Source organism: Methylobacterium sp. J-118 (genome assembly GCF_057836565.1).
In genome coordinates this window covers 5,143,008-5,162,840 of sequence record NZ_JBYQFA010000001.1, presented here as the reverse complement: position 1 = coordinate 5,162,840, position 19,833 = coordinate 5,143,008, and the positions used below count along the sequence as shown (strand labels likewise).

19 protein-coding genes are annotated in these 19,833 nt (G+C 73.9%); 6 read left to right on the top strand and 13 right to left on the bottom strand.

The window, feature by feature from the left end; genetic code table 11:
- Positions 1–81: 81 nt before the first annotated feature.
- The 5 genes from AC3IF3_RS25240 to AC3IF3_RS25220 form a co-directional block, all read right to left on the bottom strand.
- Complete coding sequence (locus AC3IF3_RS25240) at positions 82–1,206, bottom strand: aldo/keto reductase (protein WP_243968853.1); 1,125 nt, start codon at positions 1,204–1,206, stop codon at positions 82–84.
- Positions 1,207–1,261: 55 nt separating this feature from the next.
- The gene (gene larB / locus AC3IF3_RS25235) at positions 1,262–1,942 is read right to left on the bottom strand and encodes a nickel pincer cofactor biosynthesis protein LarB (protein WP_489230722.1); all 681 of its coding nucleotides are present in this window, start codon (positions 1,940–1,942) and stop codon (positions 1,262–1,264) included.
- Complete coding sequence (gene larE / locus AC3IF3_RS25230) at positions 1,939–2,754, bottom strand: ATP-dependent sacrificial sulfur transferase LarE (protein ID WP_489230721.1); 816 nt, start codon at positions 2,752–2,754, stop codon at positions 1,939–1,941. Before larE ends, larB begins: the two co-directional genes overlap by 4 nt.
- Positions 2,751–4,049, bottom strand: coding sequence for a nickel pincer cofactor biosynthesis protein LarC (gene larC, locus AC3IF3_RS25225; protein WP_489230720.1), 1,299 nt, complete (start codon positions 4,047–4,049; stop codon positions 2,751–2,753). Before larC ends, larE begins: the two co-directional genes overlap by 4 nt.
- Positions 4,050–4,321: 272 nt before the next feature.
- The gene (locus AC3IF3_RS25220) at positions 4,322–5,485 is read right to left on the bottom strand and encodes a YihY/virulence factor BrkB family protein (protein WP_489230719.1); all 1,164 of its coding nucleotides are present in this window, start codon (positions 5,483–5,485) and stop codon (positions 4,322–4,324) included.
- 271 nt (positions 5,486–5,756) lie between these two features.
- Between AC3IF3_RS25220 and AC3IF3_RS25215 the strand changes: the two genes are divergently transcribed.
- Entirely contained in the window at positions 5,757–6,494 is a 738-nt protein-coding gene (locus AC3IF3_RS25215; protein WP_243968843.1) for a sigma-70 family RNA polymerase sigma factor, read from the top strand.
- A 201-nt stretch (positions 6,495–6,695) separates the two neighbouring features.
- Here the strand turns inward: AC3IF3_RS25215 and AC3IF3_RS25210 are convergent, their stop codons facing one another.
- From AC3IF3_RS25210 to AC3IF3_RS25200, 3 genes are all read right to left on the bottom strand, one after another.
- Positions 6,696–6,959 (bottom strand): hypothetical protein, encoded by a 264-nt coding sequence (locus AC3IF3_RS25210; protein WP_243968842.1) that lies wholly within the window; start codon positions 6,957–6,959, stop codon positions 6,696–6,698.
- A gap of 101 nt (positions 6,960–7,060) precedes the next feature.
- Positions 7,061–7,618 (bottom strand): metallophosphoesterase, encoded by a 558-nt coding sequence (locus tag AC3IF3_RS25205; RefSeq protein ID WP_243968870.1) that lies wholly within the window; start codon positions 7,616–7,618, stop codon positions 7,061–7,063.
- 147 nt (positions 7,619–7,765) lie between these two features.
- Positions 7,766–8,029 (bottom strand): hypothetical protein, encoded by a 264-nt coding sequence (locus tag AC3IF3_RS25200; RefSeq protein WP_243968840.1) that lies wholly within the window; start codon positions 8,027–8,029, stop codon positions 7,766–7,768.
- A gap of 173 nt (positions 8,030–8,202) precedes the next feature.
- Between AC3IF3_RS25200 and AC3IF3_RS25195 the strand changes: the two genes are divergently transcribed.
- On the top strand, positions 8,203–9,444 hold the full coding sequence (locus AC3IF3_RS25195) for a sensor histidine kinase (RefSeq protein ID WP_489230718.1): 1,242 nt from the start codon (positions 8,203–8,205) through the stop codon (positions 9,442–9,444).
- A gap of 39 nt (positions 9,445–9,483) precedes the next feature.
- Here the strand turns inward: AC3IF3_RS25195 and AC3IF3_RS25190 are convergent, their stop codons facing one another.
- The 4 genes from AC3IF3_RS25190 to AC3IF3_RS25175 form a co-directional block, all read right to left on the bottom strand.
- Positions 9,484–10,158, bottom strand: coding sequence for a carbonic anhydrase (locus AC3IF3_RS25190; RefSeq protein WP_489230717.1), 675 nt, complete (start codon positions 10,156–10,158; stop codon positions 9,484–9,486).
- A 387-nt stretch (positions 10,159–10,545) separates the two neighbouring features.
- Positions 10,546–12,513 carry a sensor histidine kinase gene (locus AC3IF3_RS25185; RefSeq protein ID WP_489230716.1) on the bottom strand — a complete coding sequence of 656 codons (1,968 nt, stop codon included), beginning with the start codon at positions 12,511–12,513 and terminating at the stop codon, positions 10,546–10,548.
- A 169-nt stretch (positions 12,514–12,682) separates the two neighbouring features.
- Positions 12,683–13,549, bottom strand: coding sequence for an alpha/beta hydrolase (locus AC3IF3_RS25180; protein WP_243968832.1), 867 nt, complete (start codon positions 13,547–13,549; stop codon positions 12,683–12,685).
- A gap of 67 nt (positions 13,550–13,616) precedes the next feature.
- On the bottom strand, positions 13,617–13,913 hold the full coding sequence (locus AC3IF3_RS25175; RefSeq protein WP_243968830.1) for a hypothetical protein: 297 nt from the start codon (positions 13,911–13,913) through the stop codon (positions 13,617–13,619).
- Positions 13,914–14,044: 131 nt separating this feature from the next.
- On the opposite strand from AC3IF3_RS25175, the gene argE reads away from it, so the two are divergent.
- The 4 genes from argE (at position 14,045) to AC3IF3_RS25155 (ending at position 19,464) form a co-directional block, all read left to right on the top strand.
- Positions 14,045–15,244 carry an acetylornithine deacetylase gene (gene argE / locus AC3IF3_RS25170; RefSeq protein WP_489230715.1) on the top strand — a complete coding sequence of 400 codons (1,200 nt, stop codon included), beginning with the start codon at positions 14,045–14,047 and terminating at the stop codon, positions 15,242–15,244.
- A 211-nt stretch (positions 15,245–15,455) separates the two neighbouring features.
- Positions 15,456–16,397 carry a polysaccharide deacetylase family protein gene (locus AC3IF3_RS25165; RefSeq protein WP_489230714.1) on the top strand — a complete coding sequence of 314 codons (942 nt, stop codon included), beginning with the start codon at positions 15,456–15,458 and terminating at the stop codon, positions 16,395–16,397.
- A 33-nt stretch (positions 16,398–16,430) separates the two neighbouring features.
- On the top strand, positions 16,431–18,131 hold the full coding sequence (locus AC3IF3_RS25160) for a DEAD/DEAH box helicase (protein WP_489231367.1): 1,701 nt from the start codon (positions 16,431–16,433) through the stop codon (positions 18,129–18,131).
- A 997-nt stretch (positions 18,132–19,128) separates the two neighbouring features.
- Positions 19,129–19,464 carry a hypothetical protein gene (locus tag AC3IF3_RS25155; protein WP_489230712.1) on the top strand — a complete coding sequence of 112 codons (336 nt, stop codon included), beginning with the start codon at positions 19,129–19,131 and terminating at the stop codon, positions 19,462–19,464.
- Between the two features lie 22 nt (positions 19,465–19,486).
- On the opposite strand, the gene AC3IF3_RS25150 is transcribed toward AC3IF3_RS25155, so the two are convergent.
- On the bottom strand, positions 19,487–19,702 hold the full coding sequence (locus AC3IF3_RS25150) for a hypothetical protein (protein ID WP_489230711.1): 216 nt from the start codon (positions 19,700–19,702) through the stop codon (positions 19,487–19,489).
- Positions 19,703–19,833 lie beyond the last annotated feature (131 nt).

Below are 19,833 nucleotides of genomic sequence, written 5' to 3'. Positions count from 1 at the left end.
CCCCTCTCCCGACCCTCGCTGACGCGAGGGCCACCCTCCCCCGCAGAGGGGGGAGGGAGCGCGCGCCGTTCTGCGACCGACCTACTCCATCGTCGGCGCGAGCTTCTGCACGCTCTGCACATCCTCGCCGAGCCACGCCGCATTCTTGGCAGTGCCGTCGAAGGTCGCGCTCGTCTTGAACAGCTCGTACTTGCCCTCCAGCGCGTAGGGCCTGGACCGCGACAGCAGCTCGGCCACCGCCGCCTTGTCCATCGGCTCGAAGGTCTTCACCGCCTCGAACGCCTGGTCGAGGTCGCGCTGGTTCTGGATGCCGGTGATCACCACCGAGACCGGCAGGTTCAACGAGAAGTGCAGGTACTCGATCGGCTTGATCGGGGCGTCCGCCTTCAGGATCACGCCGTCGCCAAACGTCTTCATGGCGAGCGGCGCGATGCCCTCGGCCACGAGGTGCGGCAGCACCAGATGGCCGAACGAGCGGAAATGCGCGTCCATCACGTTGAGCGGCATCTGGCAGGAATCGAAGTGGAAGCCCCGCTCCTGCGCCACCGCCAGCATCTGCAGGTGGATGCGCGGGTCCTTGTGGCCGGTGAAGCCGATGTAGCGCAGCTTGCCCTGCTTCTTGGCCTCTAAAAAACCCTCCATGGCGCCGCCCTCGGCGAAGACCCGGTCGGGATCGTCGAAGCGCAGGATCTCGTGGTGCTGGACGAGGTCGATCCGGTCGGTGCGCAGGCGCAGGAGCGACTGGTCGATCTGCTTGAGCGCCTCCGCCTTGGTCCGCCCGTCCATCTTGGACATCAGGAAGACCTTGTCGCGGTAGCCGCCCTGCGCCAGCGCCGCGCCCATGCGCAGCTCGGAGCGGCCGTCGTTGTAGTCCCAGCAATTGTCCATGAAGGTGATGCCGCGGTCGATCCCGGCATGGATCAGCCGGGTCGCCTCGTCGTCGGTCACGGCGCTCTTGCCGAGGTGGAACCCGCCCATGCCGATGGCGGAGATCTTTTCGGAGGTCTTCCCGAAGGTCCGGTAGAGCATCTCGCCCCGGCGCTCGCCGGGATCGGTGACGAAGGGCAGGTCGGCGGGGTCCTGCGGGCGGGTGTTCGGGAGTGCGGGGGCGTTCACGGCCGCACCTGCGCTGCCGGCGCCCGCCAGAGTAGTCCCTGTAAGCCCTGCGCCGAGCACGGCGCCCTGTAGGAAGCTGCGGCGTTCCATCGGCTGTCTCCGTTCGCGGATGTCCGGGTGAGGGGAGGTAACAGGTCGTACCGGGTCATCGTTCGCGCTCCTCGGCGAGGCGTCCTGCCGCGTTGAGCAGGCGCAGGGCGGCGCAGGCGGCGCCGTAGCCGTTGTCGATGTTGACCACCGTGATGCCCGGCGCGCAGCTCGCCAGCACGGCGTCGAGGGCCACGCGCCCGCCCGCGGCGACGCCGTAGCCCACGGAGGTCGGCACCGCGATCACCGCGCCGGCGACGAGGCCGCCGACCACGCTCGGCAGCGCCGCGTCCATGCCGGCGGCGACGATCACCACCGGATGCGCCCGGATCTCCTCCAGCCGCGTGGTCAGCCGCCACAGGCCAGCGACGCCGACATCGGCGAAGAGTGTCGCGGCCCGGCCGGCATAGGCCAGCGTCCGGAGCGCCTCGCGGGCGACGGGGACGTCCGAGGTGCCGGCCGCCACCACGGCGACCCGGGCCGGTCCCCTGACCTCCGGCGGCGCGCCGAACACGGCCGTGTGCGAGACCGGGCAATAGTCGAGCCGCGCCGTCTCCCGGAGGCGGGCGCATTTCTCCGGGTCGAGGCGGGTGAGGAGGAGCGAGGCGCCCCGGGCGCCGGCGGCCGCCAGGATCGCGTCGATCTGTTCCGGATTCTTGCCGGCGCAGTAGATCGCCTCCTCCAGCCCGATCCGCTCGGGCCGGGCGAAATCGAGGGTGAATTCTTCCGTGACGCTCATGATGGGGACGCCCCCGTCAGGAACGCGCTGCCGACCCGGTAGGGGGCGAAGCGGACCAGCCCGGCCAGACGCGGCGGCGCGATCGCCCGGATGCCGGCCCCGAGTCGTTCGCGATCCTCCGCGGCGAGGGCGGCGAGGCTCTCGGCATCGAGCTCCACCACCACGCCCTCGGCGCGGACCCGGCATCGGACGGCCCGCTTGGCGCCGGCCCCGGCGTCGAGGGCCCCGCCCACCAGCCGCTCGACCGCGTGGATGAAGCCCAGGGTCTCCGGCTCGATGGCGATGCCGGTCTCGACCCGGCTCGACAGGCAGGGCGCGGCCGGCAGCTCCGCCACCGCGCCGAGGCCGAGGTCGCGGGCGAGCGCCCGGACGGCCGCCTTGTCGAACCCGGCCTCCACGTAGGGGTGGCGGACGCCGTGCGCCCGGGCGGCGTCGAGGCCGGGGCGGTACTCGCCGAGGTCGTCGCGATTGGCCCCCGACAGGATCTGGCGGTCGGTGACCTGCCGGACCGCCCCGTACAGGTTGGTCTTGCAGAAGAAGCAGCGGTTGACCGGGTTGGCCCGGTAGGCCGGGTCGGCGAATTCCCCAGCCTCGATCACGCGCAGGTCCCAGCCCTCGCGGGCGGCCTCGGCCCGGACCCGCGCGGTCGCCTCCCCGGGCACCGCCGGCGAGACCGCGTGGACCACCAGGGTCGCCCCCGGCGTGAGCCGGTGGGCGAGGGTGGCCAGCGTCAGGCTGTCGACCCCGCCGCTCACCGCCACCGCGACGGGGCCGAGCCCCGACAGGACCGATTCGAGATGCCGGCGCGTCACCGCCCCTCCTCCTGCTCGAGCGCGCGGCGCTCGGCCTCCCGGCGCAGGGTCGCCCGGGCCGCGTGGCCCGCCTGGTCCCGGGCGTCGTCGGCCTCGGCCTTGGCGGTGCGCCCGCCCGGCCGGTCGACGACCTTCACCCGGACCGGCCGGCCGCCCTGCTCCACCGTGCGGGCGTCGCGGTCGAGCACCGCGCCCTCCACCCGGTGGTAGCGCAGGCCGATCGTGGTGGTCTCCCGGAAGCAGGCCTCGATGGCGGCCTCCAGGCTGTCCGGCCGCACCAGGGCCTGGATATGGGCCATCATCCGGCCCTTCTTGCCGATGACCGGGGCCTGCACGACGTCCAGCATCCCGGGCTCGGCGCGCAGCCGGTCGAGGCCCAGGGCGAGATCCTCGCCCGACTGGTCGTCGACCTCGAAGGCGATCACCGCGAGATCCCGCCGGCTCCCCGCGGCGGCGTCATCCTCCAGCACCAGGGCGCGCAGGCAGTTGCTCAGGCCCGGCAGCACCTTCGTGCCGAAGCCGATGCCGGTGCGCCCGAGGATGCCCCGGGGGCGGCCCCGCCCGGGAGCGCCGCCGCAGAGATGGCGCAGGATCGCCGCCCCTGTGGGGGTGACGCGCTCGCCGGGAATCCCGTCGTCGAGGGTGGAAAACCCTTCGAGCAGCAGGGTCGTGGCCGGCGCCGGGACGGGGAGGGGGCCGTGCTGGGTCTTCACCCGGCCGGACCCGAGCGGCAGGGCCGAGACGCTCCAGCTCCGCGCCTCCAGGGCGGCGATCAGGTGGGCGGCGGCCACGATGTCGGCGATCGAGTCGACGGCGCCGACCTCGTGGAACGCCACCGCCTCGACCGCGAGGCCGTGGACCCGGGCCTCGGCCTCGGCGAGGTGGCCGAAGATGGCGAGGGCATGCGCCCGGACGGCGGGGGCGAGGTCGGCCGCCGTCAGCGCGGCGCGGATCTCCGACCAGGGCCGGTGGCCGTGAGGCCCGTCATCGCCGTGATCGTGCCCGTGATCATGGGGCGTGTGGGCGTGTCCGGCGTGGGCGTGCCCGGCGTGGGCGTGCCCACCGTGATCGTGCCGATGCGGCGCGGGGGCCCGGTCCGCCCCGGGGGCCGAGACGGCGAAGCGCAGCCCGCGCAGGATGCCGTCGTTGTGGGCCTGAACCGCGCAGGCGATGCCCGCGTCGGCCGCGCGCACGCTGGCGCGCACGCCCTCCAGGTGTTCGGGAAAGGCGTCCAGCAGCGCGGCGGCGAACATGTCGCCGGCGACGCCGCCGAGCGCGTCGAGGTGGATGTGCATCGTCTGCCGGTCGATCTGCCGTGAATCACGACGTTTCGCACAGATCGGCCGCGGACGCGGCAAGGCAAGGTTCGGCGGATGACCGCGACCGCGGCGTTTCGCCCGAAACCCGCGGCTCGAACGGAGCCATCCTGGTCCATCGATGGTGCAGGGCAGTGCCCTGCGCCATCCGCGGGGCTCTGCCCCGAGACGCCGCCAAAGGGACGATCCCCTCGGAATCCACGCGATCGGGTCGACAGGCGATCCCGCGCGGCAACGGTCAACGATACGGTCTACGTGGCGGCCCCGACCGTATCGGCCATGTGCGCCCGGCGCGTGCCCAGGGGTTCCGGCTCGCCCACGGTCGTGTCCTCGGCGGTCTGATGCTCCATCTCGGCGTTCACCTGGGCGCCGGCCAGCACGATCATGGTCGAGAGCCAGATCCAGGTCATGAATCCGATGGCCGCGCCGAGCGAGCCGTAGGTCTTGTTGTAGCTGCCGAAATGGGCGACGTACCAGGAGAACAGCAGCGACGCGACCAGCCAGAGCAGGGCCGCCAGGCCGCCCCCCGGCGTGACCCAGCGCCAGCGCGGGGCGTCCCGGCTGGGACCGTAGCGGTAGAGCATGGCGAGGCCGAACAGGACCGCCACGAGCAGCGTCGGCCAGCGCAGGAGCGTCAGCCACCACGCATCCGTGCCGAGCCCGACATAGGACAGCACCACCGGCAGGACCACCACCGCCGCCAGGGCCAGGACGAGGAACAGCAGCGCCCCCGCGGTGAAGGCGAGGGAGGCGAGGTTGAGCATGACGACGTTGCGCTTCTCGCGCTCGTTGTAGACGAGGTTGAGCGCGTCGAAGACGTGCTTCATGCCGCCGTTGGCGCTCCAGATCGACAGGACGATGCCGAGGAGCAGGCTGAACCCGAGGGTGGTGTCGCCCTGCGCGTTCAGGCGCTTGACCTGATCGCCCACGATCTCCAGCGCCCCCTGGGGCAGGATGCCCTGGAGGCTGGCGAGCTGGTCGTTGATGGTCGAGGCGTCGGCCACGAGGCCGTAGCAGGAGACCAGGGCCGCCACCGCGGGGAAGATCGCCAGGAGCGTGAAGAAGGTGACGCCGGCCGCGATCAGCGAGAGCCGGTTCTCGCCGATGGCGCGATAGGTGCGGAGCGCAATGTCCTTCCAGCCCTTGGCGGGGATCTCGGTGGGTCCCGCGGCGGCGCGCCCGCGATCGGTCTGGCTGCGGGCGACGGCGTGCGCCGCGTCCCCCGCATGCGCGGGGGACGGCCGGCGCGCCCCGTCCTGGGCGGGGGCCGGTCCGGCGGGCCGCCCCCCGTGCGGGCGGGTTCGCGGGAGGGCGACCACGCCGATCAGCGCGGTGGCGAGGGCCAGCGTCCAGACCATGGAGGCGTGTCCCTGAGGACCGGCATCCTCGGGGCGGGCGGGTTCGGGGGCTGGCATGGCGGATCTCGGACGGGGTCGGGCCGGCGACGGGGCGGAGATTCCGAGGCGTGTGACGACGCGTCCGAAGAGCCGCAGCTGCGAGGGGAACGCCGCATCGCGTGCAACGGTTCGCCCTGCAGTTGAAACATGCACGGTGAACCACCCAGGCCGGCGGCCGCGGCCGAATGGCCTTCGGGGAAAGCGCTAACCCATGTTGCGGCATCGGCCGCCCGGGCACGCCACAACGATCCCGCGGGTTCGACCGGCCCGCGCCGACGCCCGGACCTGAATGCCCGACACCGCAGGCTCATCCCTCTTCGATCCCGTCGAGGAAGCCCGGCACGGCCTGCCGGAGGCCGTGCGCGCCCATCTCGGCAGCCTGCTCGGCCATACCTACGACCGGATCGGCCCGGCGCCGGGGTCCGCCTCGGACCGCTTCGCCGAGCTCCTGGCCCGCCTCGAGACCGCGCTCGCGCAGGAATCGGGCGCGCGTGAGGCGTCCTTCCGCGCCGGCCTCCTGGAGGTGGTGCCGGCGCTGCACCGCTTCGCCGTCTCCCTGACCCGCGACCCGGCGGCGGCCGACGACCTCGTGCAGGACACGCTGCTGCGCGGCTGGCGCGGCCGGGGCGGCTTCACCACCGGCACCAATCTGGAAGCGTGGCTGTTCACGATCCTGCGCAACGTCTTCTACAGCCAGCACCGCAAGCACGGCCGGGAGGTCGCCGACACCGACGGCAATTACGCCGAGCGGCTGACCAGCATCCCGGAGCAGGGCGGCCACCTCGACCTCCAGGACGTCCGCGCCGCCCTCGACCGGCTCGCGCCGATGATGCGGGAGGCCCTGGTCCTCGTGGCGATCGAGAACCTCAGCTACGAGGAAGCCGCCGCCGTGATGAACTGCCGGATCGGCACCGTGAAGAGCCGCGTCTGGCGCGCCCGCGAGCAGCTCGCGCGGATGCTCGGCTACGGAGGGGACGAGATCGGCAGCGACGGCGTGATGCTGTCGGTGACCGGCACCACGGCCTGATCGACGGCGAGCGCCGTTTTCAACGTCGAACGATCAAATTCGGCATTTATCCAGATGTATTCATCAGGAATTTGACTTAGGTAAAAGCGCCCGGGCACAGACCTGGGCGATATGAGGAGGGTTGGGCCGATCCGTCGGCTCGGCTCGGCTCCCGTCGGTGTGACATCCCCCCGATCCACCGACGGGAGCCCCCTCGGATCCTCAGCGCGCAGCGCCGTCCGCCCGGTCCGCGTCGAGTTGCAGCAGCAGCTCCGCCAGGCGCGGATCCAGGACCTCGTCGATCACCGGATCGTACATCGCCCGCAGCTGGCGGCCGAGCCGCACGCGCGTCTGCGCGTCGAGGACCGGGCCGCCCGCGACCGGGATGACCCGCAGGGCGGCGGGTGCTCCGCCGGGCCCCGTCCGCGCGGCCTGTCTGGAAGCGGCGGGTCTCGGGGCGGCGTTCTGGGGTTCGAAGTGAGGCATGGCTCCTACATCGGCCCGCGGCGGGGCGACGGCAACCGCCCGGCCGCACGGAGTTTCGGGGACCGGAGCGATGGCGCATCGTCCCACCCCGGTCCGGGGGGTCAGCGCAGCCCGTGGGCCGCGAGTTCCTCCGGTGCGTGCCCGGCCGCCGCCTGCCGCGCCAGGATCGCCTCCAGCGCGGCCGGACGGTCGTCCCAGGCATCGACGCCGACATCGCAGGAGCGGGTCGTGTCGGCCAGCCAGCCGTGGCTGTGGCCGTAGAGGTGGCGCGTCTCCCGCCACAGGCCCGGCCAGGCCCGGTGCGCGTAGTGCGACAGGAACAGGCGGTGCTCCCGGCCCTCGGCGTCCGGGATCGACAGGCGGGCGCTGTCCACGGGCGGTTCCGCCCAGGGCAGATCCAGCACCCGGTTCGAATCGTGGTTGCCCCGAATCAGGCGCTTCGTCCCGTTCAGCCGGGCGAAGATGGCCGCGCAATGGGCGCGGCTCGCATGGGCGGCGAAGTCGCCCAGGTGCCAGACGCTGTCTCCGGGGCCGACGACGGCGTTCCAGCCGGCGACCAGGGCCTCGTCATGGGCCTCGACGGTGTCGAACCGGGCCCGGCGCTGCCGGAGGATGTGCGGATCGCCGAAATGCGTGTCCGCGGTGAAGAAGATCGCCATGCCGCCGAGACCCGCCCCCGCACTCGCATCCCTCGAGACCGTCACGCCGGACCGCGCGTTCGCGCATCCCGGTGGACCGGAGCGCACGCCCCGGAATCGGCATCCGGTCGACGGGCGCGCCGCCGGTCGCGCCGGTGGGTGCCGGCCTCAGCGGCCGACCGTCCGGCGCAGGGCCTCGACCATCGCCTCGACCGTTTGCTGGGCGGTCTCGCCGAGGTCGATCTGGGCCTCTCCGGCGGTGACGAGGCCGCGCCCCGCCAGTTCGGTGACGCCCTCGGGATCGGCCTCGTGGCCGGCGCCGTCCCGGCGGATCACCGAGGTGACGCGCTCGCCGCTGACGAGCCGATGGTAGGCCGCGAAGGCGAAGATCGAGAGCGCCTTGTCGGAGAGTCCGTTCACGTCGTCGGCCATGCCTGCTGTCCTCGCCTGCGATCCCTGCGTGCAGCCCCGGGGTCGGGCCCGACGGACGAACGCCGCACGCGGCCGGCGGCTCCGGATGCCGGCGGGGGTGCGACGACGGGTGCGGCATCGCCGACACGCGCGCATCGCACCGGGACTGTCTTCCTGCTAATCTGCCGCCCTCCATGACCGCACAGACCGACCTGACCGAAGTGGAAGCCAGCCCCAGCGCGCCGCAGGGGCTTGTGCGTCCCGATCTCGACTATCGCCTGCGCCAGCAGGCGATCCTGTCGGAATTCGGCGTCGAGGCCCTGCGGGGCACCGACGTCGACCACCTGCTGCAGCGGGCCGCGGCGCTGTGCGCGGAAGGCATGGGCGCCGAGTTCTGCAAGGCCCTGGAATACCGGCGCGGCGCCGACTCGCTGCTGGTACGGGCGGGCGTCGGCTGGGGCCCCGAGGTGATCGGTCGGGCCCGGGTCGGGGCCGACCTCGCCTCCCCGGCGGGCTTCGCCCTCAAGACCGGCCGGCCGGTGATCTCGAACCACCTCGCCGCGGAGACCCGGTTCCGCACGCCCCAGCTCATGGCCGACCACGGCATCCGCCGGGCGATCAACGTGCTGATCGAGAACCGGGACGGCGCCTTCGGGGTGCTGGAGGTGGACGACACCCGCGAGGGCATGTTCGAGGAGGCCGACATCGCCTTCATGCAGGGCTTCGCCAACCTGCTCGGCGGCGCCATCGAGCGCCAGCGCACGGAGAGCCTGCTGCGCGCCGCGCTCGCCCGCCAGGATCTCCTGGCCCGCGAGATGAGCCACCGGGTCAAGAACAGCCTCGCCATCGTGGCGAGCCTGCTCGCCCTCCAGGCCCGCGCCGCCGAGGCCGAGCCGGCCGTGCGGGCGGCCCTGTCGGACGCGCGCAGCCGCGTCGAGGCGATCGCGGGGGTCCACGACCAGCTCTGGCGGCAAGGCGATGAGGCCGAAGGGCAAGGCGGAGGGGAGGGGGTTCCGGGCGAGCTGGATCTGGCACCGTTCCTGGAGAAGCTCGTGGCCAATCTCGCCAGCGGCAAGCCGGGCCAGCGGCTCGTCTGCACGGCCGCCCCGCACCGGATCTCGGCCGACCGGGCGATCCCGATCGGGCTCCTGGTCAACGAACTCGTCACCAACGCGCTCAAATACGCCTACCCGCCCGGGACGCACCCGGAGGGCGGCGAGATCCGGGTCCGGGCCGAGGCCAGGCCCGAGGGCCTCGTGGTCGAGGTCGCCGACGACGGGGTCGGGCTGCCCCCGGGCTTCGCGATCGGGCGCGCCTCGAAGAGCCTCGGCATGCGGGTCGTCGGAAGCCTGACCGGCCAGCTCGGCGGCAGCCTCACGACGCCGCCGCGGGCGCGGGGGGCCTGCTTCCGGCTGGAGGTGCCGCTGACGGCGTGAGGGCAGGGGCCTTCTCGGGCTCCCCTGCGCCGGGCCCGCTCAGGCCGCCCGCAGGCGGCGGCGCGCGCCGGAATCCTGGGCCACGGGCATGTCGGACCCGGCGATCGGCCGGAAGCGCCCGCCCGCGCCGTCATAGGCCAGGAGCGCGCCGGTCTCGATCTCGAAGAACCAGCCGTGCAGGCGCAGGCTCCCCTTGGCCAGCGCGGCCGCGACGCTCGGATGGGTGCGCAGGTTGGCGAGCTGCACCACCACGTTCTCGAGGGCCAGGGCGTGGTGGCGGGCCTTCGCGTCCATGTCCTCGGGATAGGCCTCGCAGACGATCCGCTCGGCGGCCTCGGCGTGGCGCAGCCAGGCCGCGACGCTGGGCATCCGCGCCAGGAGATTCCGGTTCATCAGCCCATGCATCGCGCCGCAATCGGAATGGCCGCAGACCACGATGTCGCGCACCTGGAGCGCCACCACGGCGTACTCGATCGCCGAGGAGACGCCGCCGATCACATCGGAGGCCGGGGGCACGATGTTGCCGGCGTTGCGGCAGACGAACAGATCACCCGGCCCCTGGGTGATGTGCTCGGGGGAGACGCGGGAATCCGCGCAGGCGATGACCAGCGCGCTCGGGTGCTGCCCGTCGCGCACGAGCTGCTCGTACATCGCGCGCTGGCCGGGGAAGACGGTGCCCTGGAAGCTGGCGATGCCCTGGATGAGGCTGTTCATGACGGGATCCCTGACGGTGGGGGGTCGGGGGGAGCGGGGGATGCGGCCGCCCGGGACGGAGCCCGGCCCGATCGCGTCGTCCCGCACGGTCATCCGCCGACGTCGGGCGCGTGCCCGGGCCGTCGGAGCGACCATGGGCATAGGCGCCGCCGGGACGGTCGGATGTGCGTCCCGACACGGGACCAGGCGGAGCTTCCCGATCCTCCGCCTCGGATTGACCCGGTGCGCGCACGCCTCTCGGCGCGCCCGCGCGGGTTTGACGGGTTCGGCCAGCGGACGCGCGCCGCGGATCGATCGTCCCGCGCCGCCGAGCGCCTCCCGGGTCCGGGGCCATGAGAGCGCGGGTCGCGTTCCGCGGTGGGGCCAGGAGCGGGATCAGGAACGAGATCAGGAGCGGGATTGCCTGGCCCGCAGGCCCGGCGGCGGTGCCACGGCCTCCGCGCGGGCCACCGGCAGGGGGACCGCCGCCACGTAGACGAAGCCGTCGGCCTCGTAGGCGAGACGGGCCGAGTTTCGACCCGCCAGGCCCCGCTCCAGGAGGCGCGTGCCGAATCCCGTCCGGGCCGGGGGCACGACCGGGGGACCGCCGCGCTCGCGCCAGCTCAGCCGCAGGGTCCGGGCGCCCGGACCGGTCTCCAGCGTCCAGGCCAGCGCCACCCGGCCCCCCGGGACCGACAGGGCGCCGTGCTTGACCGCGTTGGTGCACAATTCGTGCAGGATCATCGTGAGCGCGAGCGCCCCTTCGGGCGGCAGCCGCAGGTCGGGGCCCTCCAGGGACAGGCGGGGCGACGCCCCGCCGGGCGGTGCCCCGCCGGAGGCGGCCTCCGCGGGAAAAATCTCCCCCAGGAAGGGACGGACGGCCTGGTCGGCCACGCTGCGCAGATCCGCGCTCGCCCAGCTCTCCCGGGTCAGGATGTCGTGGGCGCGCGACAGGGCGAGGAGCCGCGCCTCGAAGGCGTCGCGCCCGGCCGCGGCCCCGCCGCCGAGATTGCGCAGGCTCTGGGCCGCCATCGACTGCACGGTGGCCAGGGTGTTCTTCACCCGGTGATTGAGCTCGTCGATCAGCAGCCGGTGGGCCTCCGCGCGCCGGGCGAGCTCGTCGGCCGCCGCGCCCAGGGCGTCGGCGATCATTTCGCCCTCGCACACGAGGGAGCGGGGGAGCGGCGGCAGGGGTCGGTCGCGGCCCAGCGCCCCGGCCGCGGCCGCCAAGTCCCGCAGGGGGCGGGCGATCAGGCCGGCGAGCAGCCACGCGAGCAGCGCCGCCGCGAGCGCCACCGCGCTGCCCGCCGCCAGGATGTCCCCGCGCAGGGCCGCCGCCGCCGCCAGGGCCCGGTCGGCGGTCTGGCGCACCACCACCTGCCAGCCGAGGCCGGGATAGTCGCGGTAGCCCGCCGTCGCGGCGCGCGCGCTGAGATAGGCGGTGCCATCGGGCCAGGGACCGACCCGGCTCGTGCCCTGCGGGTCGAGGACCCGCCCGCCCGCCAGCGCGTCCCGGGGCAGGGGGCCGCCCAGCAGGGCGGGGGGCCCGAGGAGCACGGTGCCGTCGCGGGCCAGGATCAGGATCTCGGCCCCCTCGCGGCGACCCCGGAGCGAGCCTTCGAGGGTGCGCGCCATGTCGCGCGCCCAGGTCCAGTCGAGATGGGCGGCGAGCACGCCGACGACGCGCCCGTCCGCGGCCCGGACCGGGGCCGCGACGTCGAGGAGGCGCAGGGGTTCATGGACGGGGCGGGGTTCATGGGCAGGACCGGGTTCATGGACGGAACCGGGTTCACGGGCCGCATGGCCCGGGGCCAAGACCGCCTGCAGGAGCTTGGCCGGGTGCACGTCCTCCACGAACGGGGTCTCGCGGCCGCGGCGGAAATAGGACCGGCCGGAGACGTCCGTCCCCTCCAGGGCCCCGGTGCTGGTCACCGCGACGCGCCCGTCCGCATCGATCAGCCCGATGATCGCGTAGGCCGGATAGGTCGCCTGCATGCGTTCCATCAGGGCGCGCTTGGCGGCCGGCCCGATGCCGGGATCGCGCAGGCTGTCCGAGGCCGCGGCGATCTGGATGTCGCGCCAGCGCTCGAACATGCCGAGATCGAGGCTGCGGGCCATCTGGCCGGCGATCTCGGCGAGCTGGCCGCCGACCTCCGCCTCGAGGCGGCGGCTCGCCTCGCGGCTCACCAGGGCGGCGAGTGCCAGGGTGGCCAGGAAGCCGAGAGTGCCGAAGCCCAGCGCCAGGACCACGCGCAGCCGCGGCACCGGAAACCCGCGGCGTGGATCGGTCCGGCCCGGGGGATCGGCCGGCCCGGCCGTAGACGCGGTCGCAGAAGGGGCTGCAGAAGGGGATTTCGATCGCGCGACCGCTTGCATCCGATCTCCCGCGGATCCGGCCCGTCTCCGTCGACCAAGCCTTCTCGACTTCAAGCCGTCGTCCCACCGTCTGAGCACGCACCGGTGGGCGCAACAAGGGTGCGGCGCCTCAGGGGGATGCGAAATCTCCATCCTGAGTTGCAAATATGACCCGGCCGCCCCGGATCCTTCAGCCCACCAGCAGGGCGTGGGCCGCCCGGACCAGGATCCCGTCCGGCCGGCGCAGGGCGTCGAGGACCGAGAAGTGCTCGGCTCCGGGCACCGGCAGCAGCGGCCCGGGGGCGTGGGCGGCCGCCCGCAGGGCATGCAGGTTGCGGGCATCGTGGATCAGAGCCGGCAGTTCGCCGGTGCCGTAGGCGATGCACAGGGGCTTGCCCACCGCCGGCAGGCGCAGGGGCGAGAGGGTCTCGACCTCCGCGTCGCTGAGGCCGAGCTTGGCGTCGAGACCGGTCTGGCGGATCGGCGCGAGATCGTAGACACCCGAGATGGCGAGCCCCGCCGCCACGGCCGGGTGGCCGAGCTGCACCGCGGTGAGCAGCGCCCCCGCCGACCAGCCCGACAGCACCAGGGGGCCGCGGATCCCGTGGGCGGGCCCCTGCGCGGCGAGCCAGTCGAGGGCCGTGCCGATCTCGGCCGCGATCTGAGTGAGGCGCGCCTCCGGGGCGAGGGTGTAGCCGACCATCGCCACGGACCAGCCGGCGGCGTTCGGTCCTTCCGCGAAGCAGGCGAACAGCTCCCGGGCGCCCCGCTGCCAGTAGCCGCCGTGGAGGAAGACCAGGCAGGGCGCGGTGCCGTCCCGGGCCGGATAGAGGTCGAGGGCGTTGCGGGCGCCCGGGCCGTAGGGCCGGTCGAGATGCCCCGGATGCGCGGCCCGGTAGGCAGCCGAGGCGGCGTCCCGGGCCGCGATCTGCCGGGCGCTGTCGGCCACCGCGCGGGTGTTGTCGTAGCAGGCGTCCCGCGCCTCCGGATCGAGGGCGGTCCAGTGGCGGCGCGGATCGGCGGGGGTCGGATCGTCCAGGCGGAAGTCCAGAACCATCGTGGGTTGTCTCCGGCATCCCCATCACCCGCACCATGGCAGGATGCCGGGATCGGGTCGAGGCGGGTCAGTAACCCGGCCAGGCCCCCGGGATCGTCCCGCCGTAGCCCCAGCCCGTGAAGGGCGGCGCCGCGACCCGCTCGCGCGTGGCCGGGGCGAAGATCCGGGCGAACGGCCGCGGCTCCTGCCAGGCCCGCCAGTCCCGCAGCCGGTCGCGGTCGGCCATCCGGGCGAGCGTCCGGTCCATCTCGGAGGCCGGCCGTGGATGCCGCCCCGGCTGCGGCCGGGCCTCGGCGCGGGCCAGGGTCAGCAGGAGGAGGGGGAGGATCAGGGCCGGGAAGATCGCCTTGGGCGGGGGGCGCATGGGTCTCGGGCTCGACGGGAGGGGCCTGCACCGGCAGCTACGCGGCGGGCGGTCCTCCGGTTCCGGGATCCCCCGACGGCCGAAAACCCCGTACAGTCCCGGCCAGTCCTTCCTGATGATTCGCGCGGTCCATGACAGAGCCCGGACAGAACGCCGCCCCGCGCGCCGCCGAGGCCCCCGACCCGGTGTCGCTGCTGGCAACCCTCGTCGGCTTCGACACGGTGAGCGACCGCTCGAACCGGCCGCTGATCGACTGGGCGGAGGCCTATTGCCGCCGCCACGGCGCCGCGGTGGAACGGGTGCCGGACGAGACCGGCCGGAAGGCGGCGCTGCTCGTCAGCCTCGGCCCGTTCGCGAGCCGCCCCGGCTACGTGCTCTCCGGCCACAGCGACGTGGTGCCGGTGGCGGGCCAGCCCTGGTCGTCGGACCCGTTCACCCTGCGGGAGGCGGGCGGCCGGCTCTACGGGCGGGGCACCTCCGACATGAAGGGCTTCCTTGCGGTCTGCCTCGCGCTCCTGCCCGAGATGGCGGCGGCGGACCTCGCCACCCCGCTCCACCTCGCGATCTCGTACGACGAGGAGGTCGGCTGCCTCGGGGTGCGCCCGCTGATCGCCCGGATGCTGGAGCGGGTCCCGCGCCCGCTCGGCTGCTTCGTGGGCGAGCCCACCGGGATGGAGGTGGTGGTCGGCCACAAGGGCAAGGCGGCCGCCCGCCTCACCTTCCGGGGCAAGGCCAGCCACTCGGCCCTGGCGCCCCAGGGCGTCAACGCGGTGGAATACGCCGCCCGGTTCATCGAGCATGTCCGGCTGTCCGCGGAGGCGCTCGCCCGGGACGGCGCCCGCGACGGCCTCTACGACGTCCCCCACACCACCGGCCTGTCGAGCGTGGTCCAGGGCGGCGCGGCGCTCAACATCGTGCCCGACACCTGCAGCGTCAGCTTCGAGTACCGGGCGATCGGCGCGGACGATGCCGGGGCCCTGGCGGCTTCGGCGATCGCCTACGCCACCGACACGCTGGCGCCGCTGATGCGGGCCGTGGATCCGGCCTGCGACGTCGAAGTCGAGCCGCTGATCGACTATCCGGGCCTCGACACCGACCCGGAGGCGCCGATCGTGACCCTGGCCAAGGGGCTCGCCGGCCGCAACGGCCATTCCAAGGTCTCGTACGGGACGGAGGGCGGCCTGTTCGAGCGGCTCGGCGGCGTGCCCGCCGTGGTGATCGGCCCCGGCTCCATCGCCCGCGCCCACCGGGCCGACGAGTACGTGACCCGGGCCGAGCTCGACGCCTGCGCGGGCTTCGTGCGCCGCCTGATCGCGACCTGCCGGACCTGAAATCAGGGGATCCCAAAGGGCGTGCCCTTTGGTGGGGTGTCGGGGTGAAACCCCGACGAACGGCTCTTCCACGCCCTCGCGAGGGGGTGGAAGAGCCGTACCGCAGGGCGCTGCCCTGCACCCGCGAAAGGTCTCGACCTTTCGAAACCATGATTTTCGCCGATACGCCGCCCTATCTCGCGGGGATCTGATCCGAACCCCGGACCCCGCGATGGATGATCCCCGGCACGGCCGTTACGCCTACAGCGCCCTTCCCGACCGGCCGGTCTACGACTGGCCCGGCGGGCGGCGGCTCGCGGTCTATGTCGGGCTCAATCTCGAGACCTTCGATTTCGGGGCGGGGCTCGGGGCCGAACTCGCCCCGGGTGGCCCGCAGCCCGACGTGCTGAACTACGGCTGGCGCGACTGGGGCAACCGGATCGGGGCGTGGCGGCTGCGCGATACCCTCGAGGCCCTGGCCCTGCCGGCGAGCGTCCTGGTCAACAGTCGGCTCTACCGGGACTGCCCCGGCCTGATCGAGGCCTTCCGGGCGCGGGGCGACGAGATCGTCGGCCACGGCCGCACCAATGCCGAGCGCCAGGGGACGCTGCCGGAGGCGGAGGAGCGCGCCCTGATCGCGGAGGCCACCGCGATCCTGACCCGGCAGGAGGGGCGGGCGCCCGCGGGCTGGCTCGGCCCGTGGATCTCCCAGTCGCGGGTCACGCCCGACCTGCTCGCCGAGGCCGGCTACCGCTACCTGCTCGACTGGTGCCACGACGACCAGCCGACCTGGATGGCGACCCGCGGCGGCGGCCGGATCCTCGCCGTGCCCTACCCGCAGGAACTCAACGACATCCCGGCGATCGTCGCCCGCAAGGAGACGGGCCGCCAGTTCGCCGACGCGCTCGTCGACGCCTTCGACGAGATGCTGGAGCAATCCGCCACGGCCCCCCTGGTGATGGGGATCGCGCTCCACCCCTACATCGTCGGGCAGCCCCACCGGCTGCGGCCGCTCCGGGCGGCGCTGGCCCACATCGCGGCCCACCGGGACCGGATCTGGCTCACCACCGCGGGGGCGATCGCCGCGCAGGTCCCCGGCCCCGGCCCCGAGATCGGAACCGGGTCGAGGCCGTCGGCCTTTGACATCGCATCGTCTTTCTCCGAAACCCGGTGACCATCCTTCGGGACGATGCTCCAGACCGCCGCCATGCTGCGCCTGCGGGACTATCAGCGCGCCAGCCTCGACGCGCTCTCGGCCGCCTGGGGGCGGGGAGGGGGCGACGCGGCGGCGCCCGGCCACCTGGTCGTGCTGCCCACCGGGGCCGGCAAGGCCCTGGTCATCGCCGCCCTCGCCCGGGAAACGCTCGCCGAAAACCCCCGCGCCCGGGTGGCGATCGTCACCCATAGCCGCGAGCTCGTCGCCCAGAACTTTTCCGAACTGACCCGCTACTGGCCGGAGGCGCCGGCCGGGATCTTCTCCGCCGGGCTCCGGCGGCGGGAGGCCGGGGCGCAGGTGCTGGTCTGCGGCATCCAGTCGGTGGCCGACCGGCTCGACGCGGTGGGTCCGCGCGACCTCGTGATCGTCGACGAGGCCCACCTGATCCCCCGCGCCGCCGACACCCGCTACGGCCGGTTCCTGGCGGGCCTGCGGGCGGCGACCCCCAGCATGCGGGTGGCGGGCTTCACCGCGACCCCCTACCGCCTCGATTCCGGCCGCCTCGACGAAGGCGCGGGCCGCCTGTTCTCCGGGATCGCCTACGAGGCCGACACGTTCGACCTGATCCGGCGGGGGTTTCTGGCGCCCCTCGTGTCCAAGGCGACGCTGACCCAGCTCGACGTCTCCGGGGTCGGACGGCGCGGGGGCGACTACATCCCGGGGGAGCTGGAAGCGGCGGTCAACCGCGACGGGATCACCCGGGCCGCGGTCGCGGAACTGGTGGATTATGGCCGGGGGCGGCGGGCGTGGCTCGCCTTCTGCGCCGGCCTCGCCCATGCCGATTCCGTGCGCGACGCCGTGCGGGCGGAGGGCTATGCCTGCGAGACCGTCTCGGGCGAGACGCCCCGCCGGGAGCGCGACCGGATCGTGGCGGGGTTCCGGGCCGGACGGATCCGCTGCCTGACCTCGGTGGGGGTGCTCGGCACCGGTTTCAACGTTCCCGAGGTCGATCTCGTGGCGCTCCTGCGCCCGACCCGCAGCACCGGGCTCTACGTGCAGCAGGTCGGCCGGGCGCTGCGCTGCGCGCCGGACAAGGCCGACGCGCTGATCCTCGACTATGCCGGGCTGGTGCGGATGCACGGCCCGGTGGATGCCGTCACCGTCCGGAGCGCCGCCGAGGTCCAGGGCCAGCTGCGCGGCGGGGCAGGGGGCCTGCGCGCCAAGCCCTGCCCCGGCTGCGGTGCCCTGATCGCCCTCAACGCCTCGACCTGCGAGGCCTGCTGGACCGAGCCGGAGGCGGAGGCCCTGCCCCCGCACGACGCGGCGGCCGACGACGCGCTGCCGATCCTCTCGACCGATCTCGGCGCGCACGGCATCGGACCGGGCGGCCCTGCCCCCGTGCCGGAGCCCGCCTGGCATCCGGTCACGGGGCTGAGCCTGCAGGCCGCGCCGGACGGACTCGACCTCGTGATCGGCTGGCGGGACGGCGCCGCGGAGGCCGATTGGCACGTGCGCCTGCGACCCGAGCGGAGCGGCTACGAGCGCGAGAAGGCGGTGCACTGGTGGCGCGGCCTCGGCGGCGGCCGGGACGCGCCGATGACCGCAGCCGGGTTCCTAGACCGCGCCGCCTGCCTGACCCGGCCGGCGGCGATCCGGATCCGGCCCGGCCGGCTGTCGGAGCAGATCGAGTGCCGGGCGCCGGACGGGCGGATTCTCGGCGCTGTGCGGCGCCGGCCCGGGTACGACGCGTGACATCCGCGCGGGGAGGGGACTGGGACCGCCCTCGCCCGGCCGGCCCGGTGCAGATTCAGCGCAGCCTCGGCGAGTCCGGCGGAGCACGCCGCCCCGTCCGCTGCAGCGTTCCCGAAGGCTGGATTTCCGTCGGCTGGATTTTTGCCGAACCGCCACCGCACGGCGATCCAGGCCCCCTCACCCCGCCGCATCGATGTGTCTAGTTCCATAATATATCTTATGCGAATTCCGGATGGGCATCGGCCGAGAGCAGCCGGGGTGTCGTCTTGCGGTCTGTCGGCGGTTCCGGCGTCACCGGACCGAAGCCGGGCCGCCGCTCCGCCGGGACGACGGTGTCGGAGATCGTCCGCCTCGGAGTCGGAGGCAGCCCCGTGGCCGGACGGATCGGACCGCGCCGTCGATCGGGGGCAGGGCCGGTTGGGTCCCCTCCCCGCAGGTCGGACGCCGCTCCGGTCGCCTGCCGGCCTTGGCGGTGGTCGCCCGGGATGGGGCCACGGTGAGATCGTGGCTTGAGGGCATCGTCCTGAAGGTCGGGATCAGGATGATGGACTGTGATCGCGCCCGTTGCCGCGCAGGATCGCCTGTCGACCCGATCCCGTGGATTTCAACGGGATCATCCCTTTGGCGGGGTCTCGGGGCAGAGCCCCGGGTCGGTGCGGTGGCCGGTCACCACCGCTCAGCCGGATCGGGGGTCACTTCGGGGACCGCGCGGCACGCGCGCCCGGTCGCTCCGTCAGCGGCTCCCGCATCGCCCCGGACGATGCCGCCCCCGGCGGTCGGGATAGGCCGTCGCGCCCGGGGAATCGAACGTATCGATCGGCCGCACATCCGGCAGGGTCCGATCGTTTTCATAGACCAGACCGATATACGAACTTGGGACTTGGTTAATCCTAAATCTTGGCACGCTCTTAACGCGCCGCCGCCTAGGGTCGCCCCGCCGGTCGGTCCTGCTGCGCAGGCCTGGCCGACAGGGTCATTCTCGGCAGGAGCTTCGTCGATGCTCAGGTTCCTCGCGGCGCCCGCCGCCTGTCTGATCCTGTGCGGCGCCGCCGCCGCGCAGGACATGCCGGGGCTCGCAACCCTGGCGCCCCCCGATCTGATGCAGCCGAGCCTCGTTGCGCCTGAACGGGGAGCCGATACCGACCGCCCCGACGCCGGCCCGGCCGTGCCGGTCGGCGCCAGGGCCGGCCAGTCCCCCCTCGGGGCCCGCGCGGCACGCGGCGATCCGGGTGGGAAACAGGCGCTCGCCGACCTGAAGTCCGGGCCCGCCCGGCCCTGGTGCGCCCAGGATCGCCGGGTCGGCACCGGCGCCGGCTTCTGCCTGATCAACTGAGCCGGCCGGTCCGGCGCGGGGCTCACGAGGCCGCGTAGACCGAAACCTCGTCGAAGGTCTCGTCGGCCCCCGGCGCGTAGGCGAGGGAGGCGACGAGCAGCACCAGCACGGCCGCGCCGATCGCCGCGGCGACGAGCAGGCGCGTGAGGAGTTCCGCGTGCGCCCGGGCGGCATGGATCACCGCGCAACCGAGCACGAAGGCGCAGGCCTGCGCCGCCGGGCTCACGAGGGCCGGCATCACCACCCGCCTCCGGGGCTCCGATCCCGGTCGATCCCGCCCATGGTCCCCTCCCCGGCCCGAACGGCCCATCTCCGGCGCGGCTTATGCCGCCGCCTTCGAGACGGCGGATCGCCCTGCCGCGGCGACGG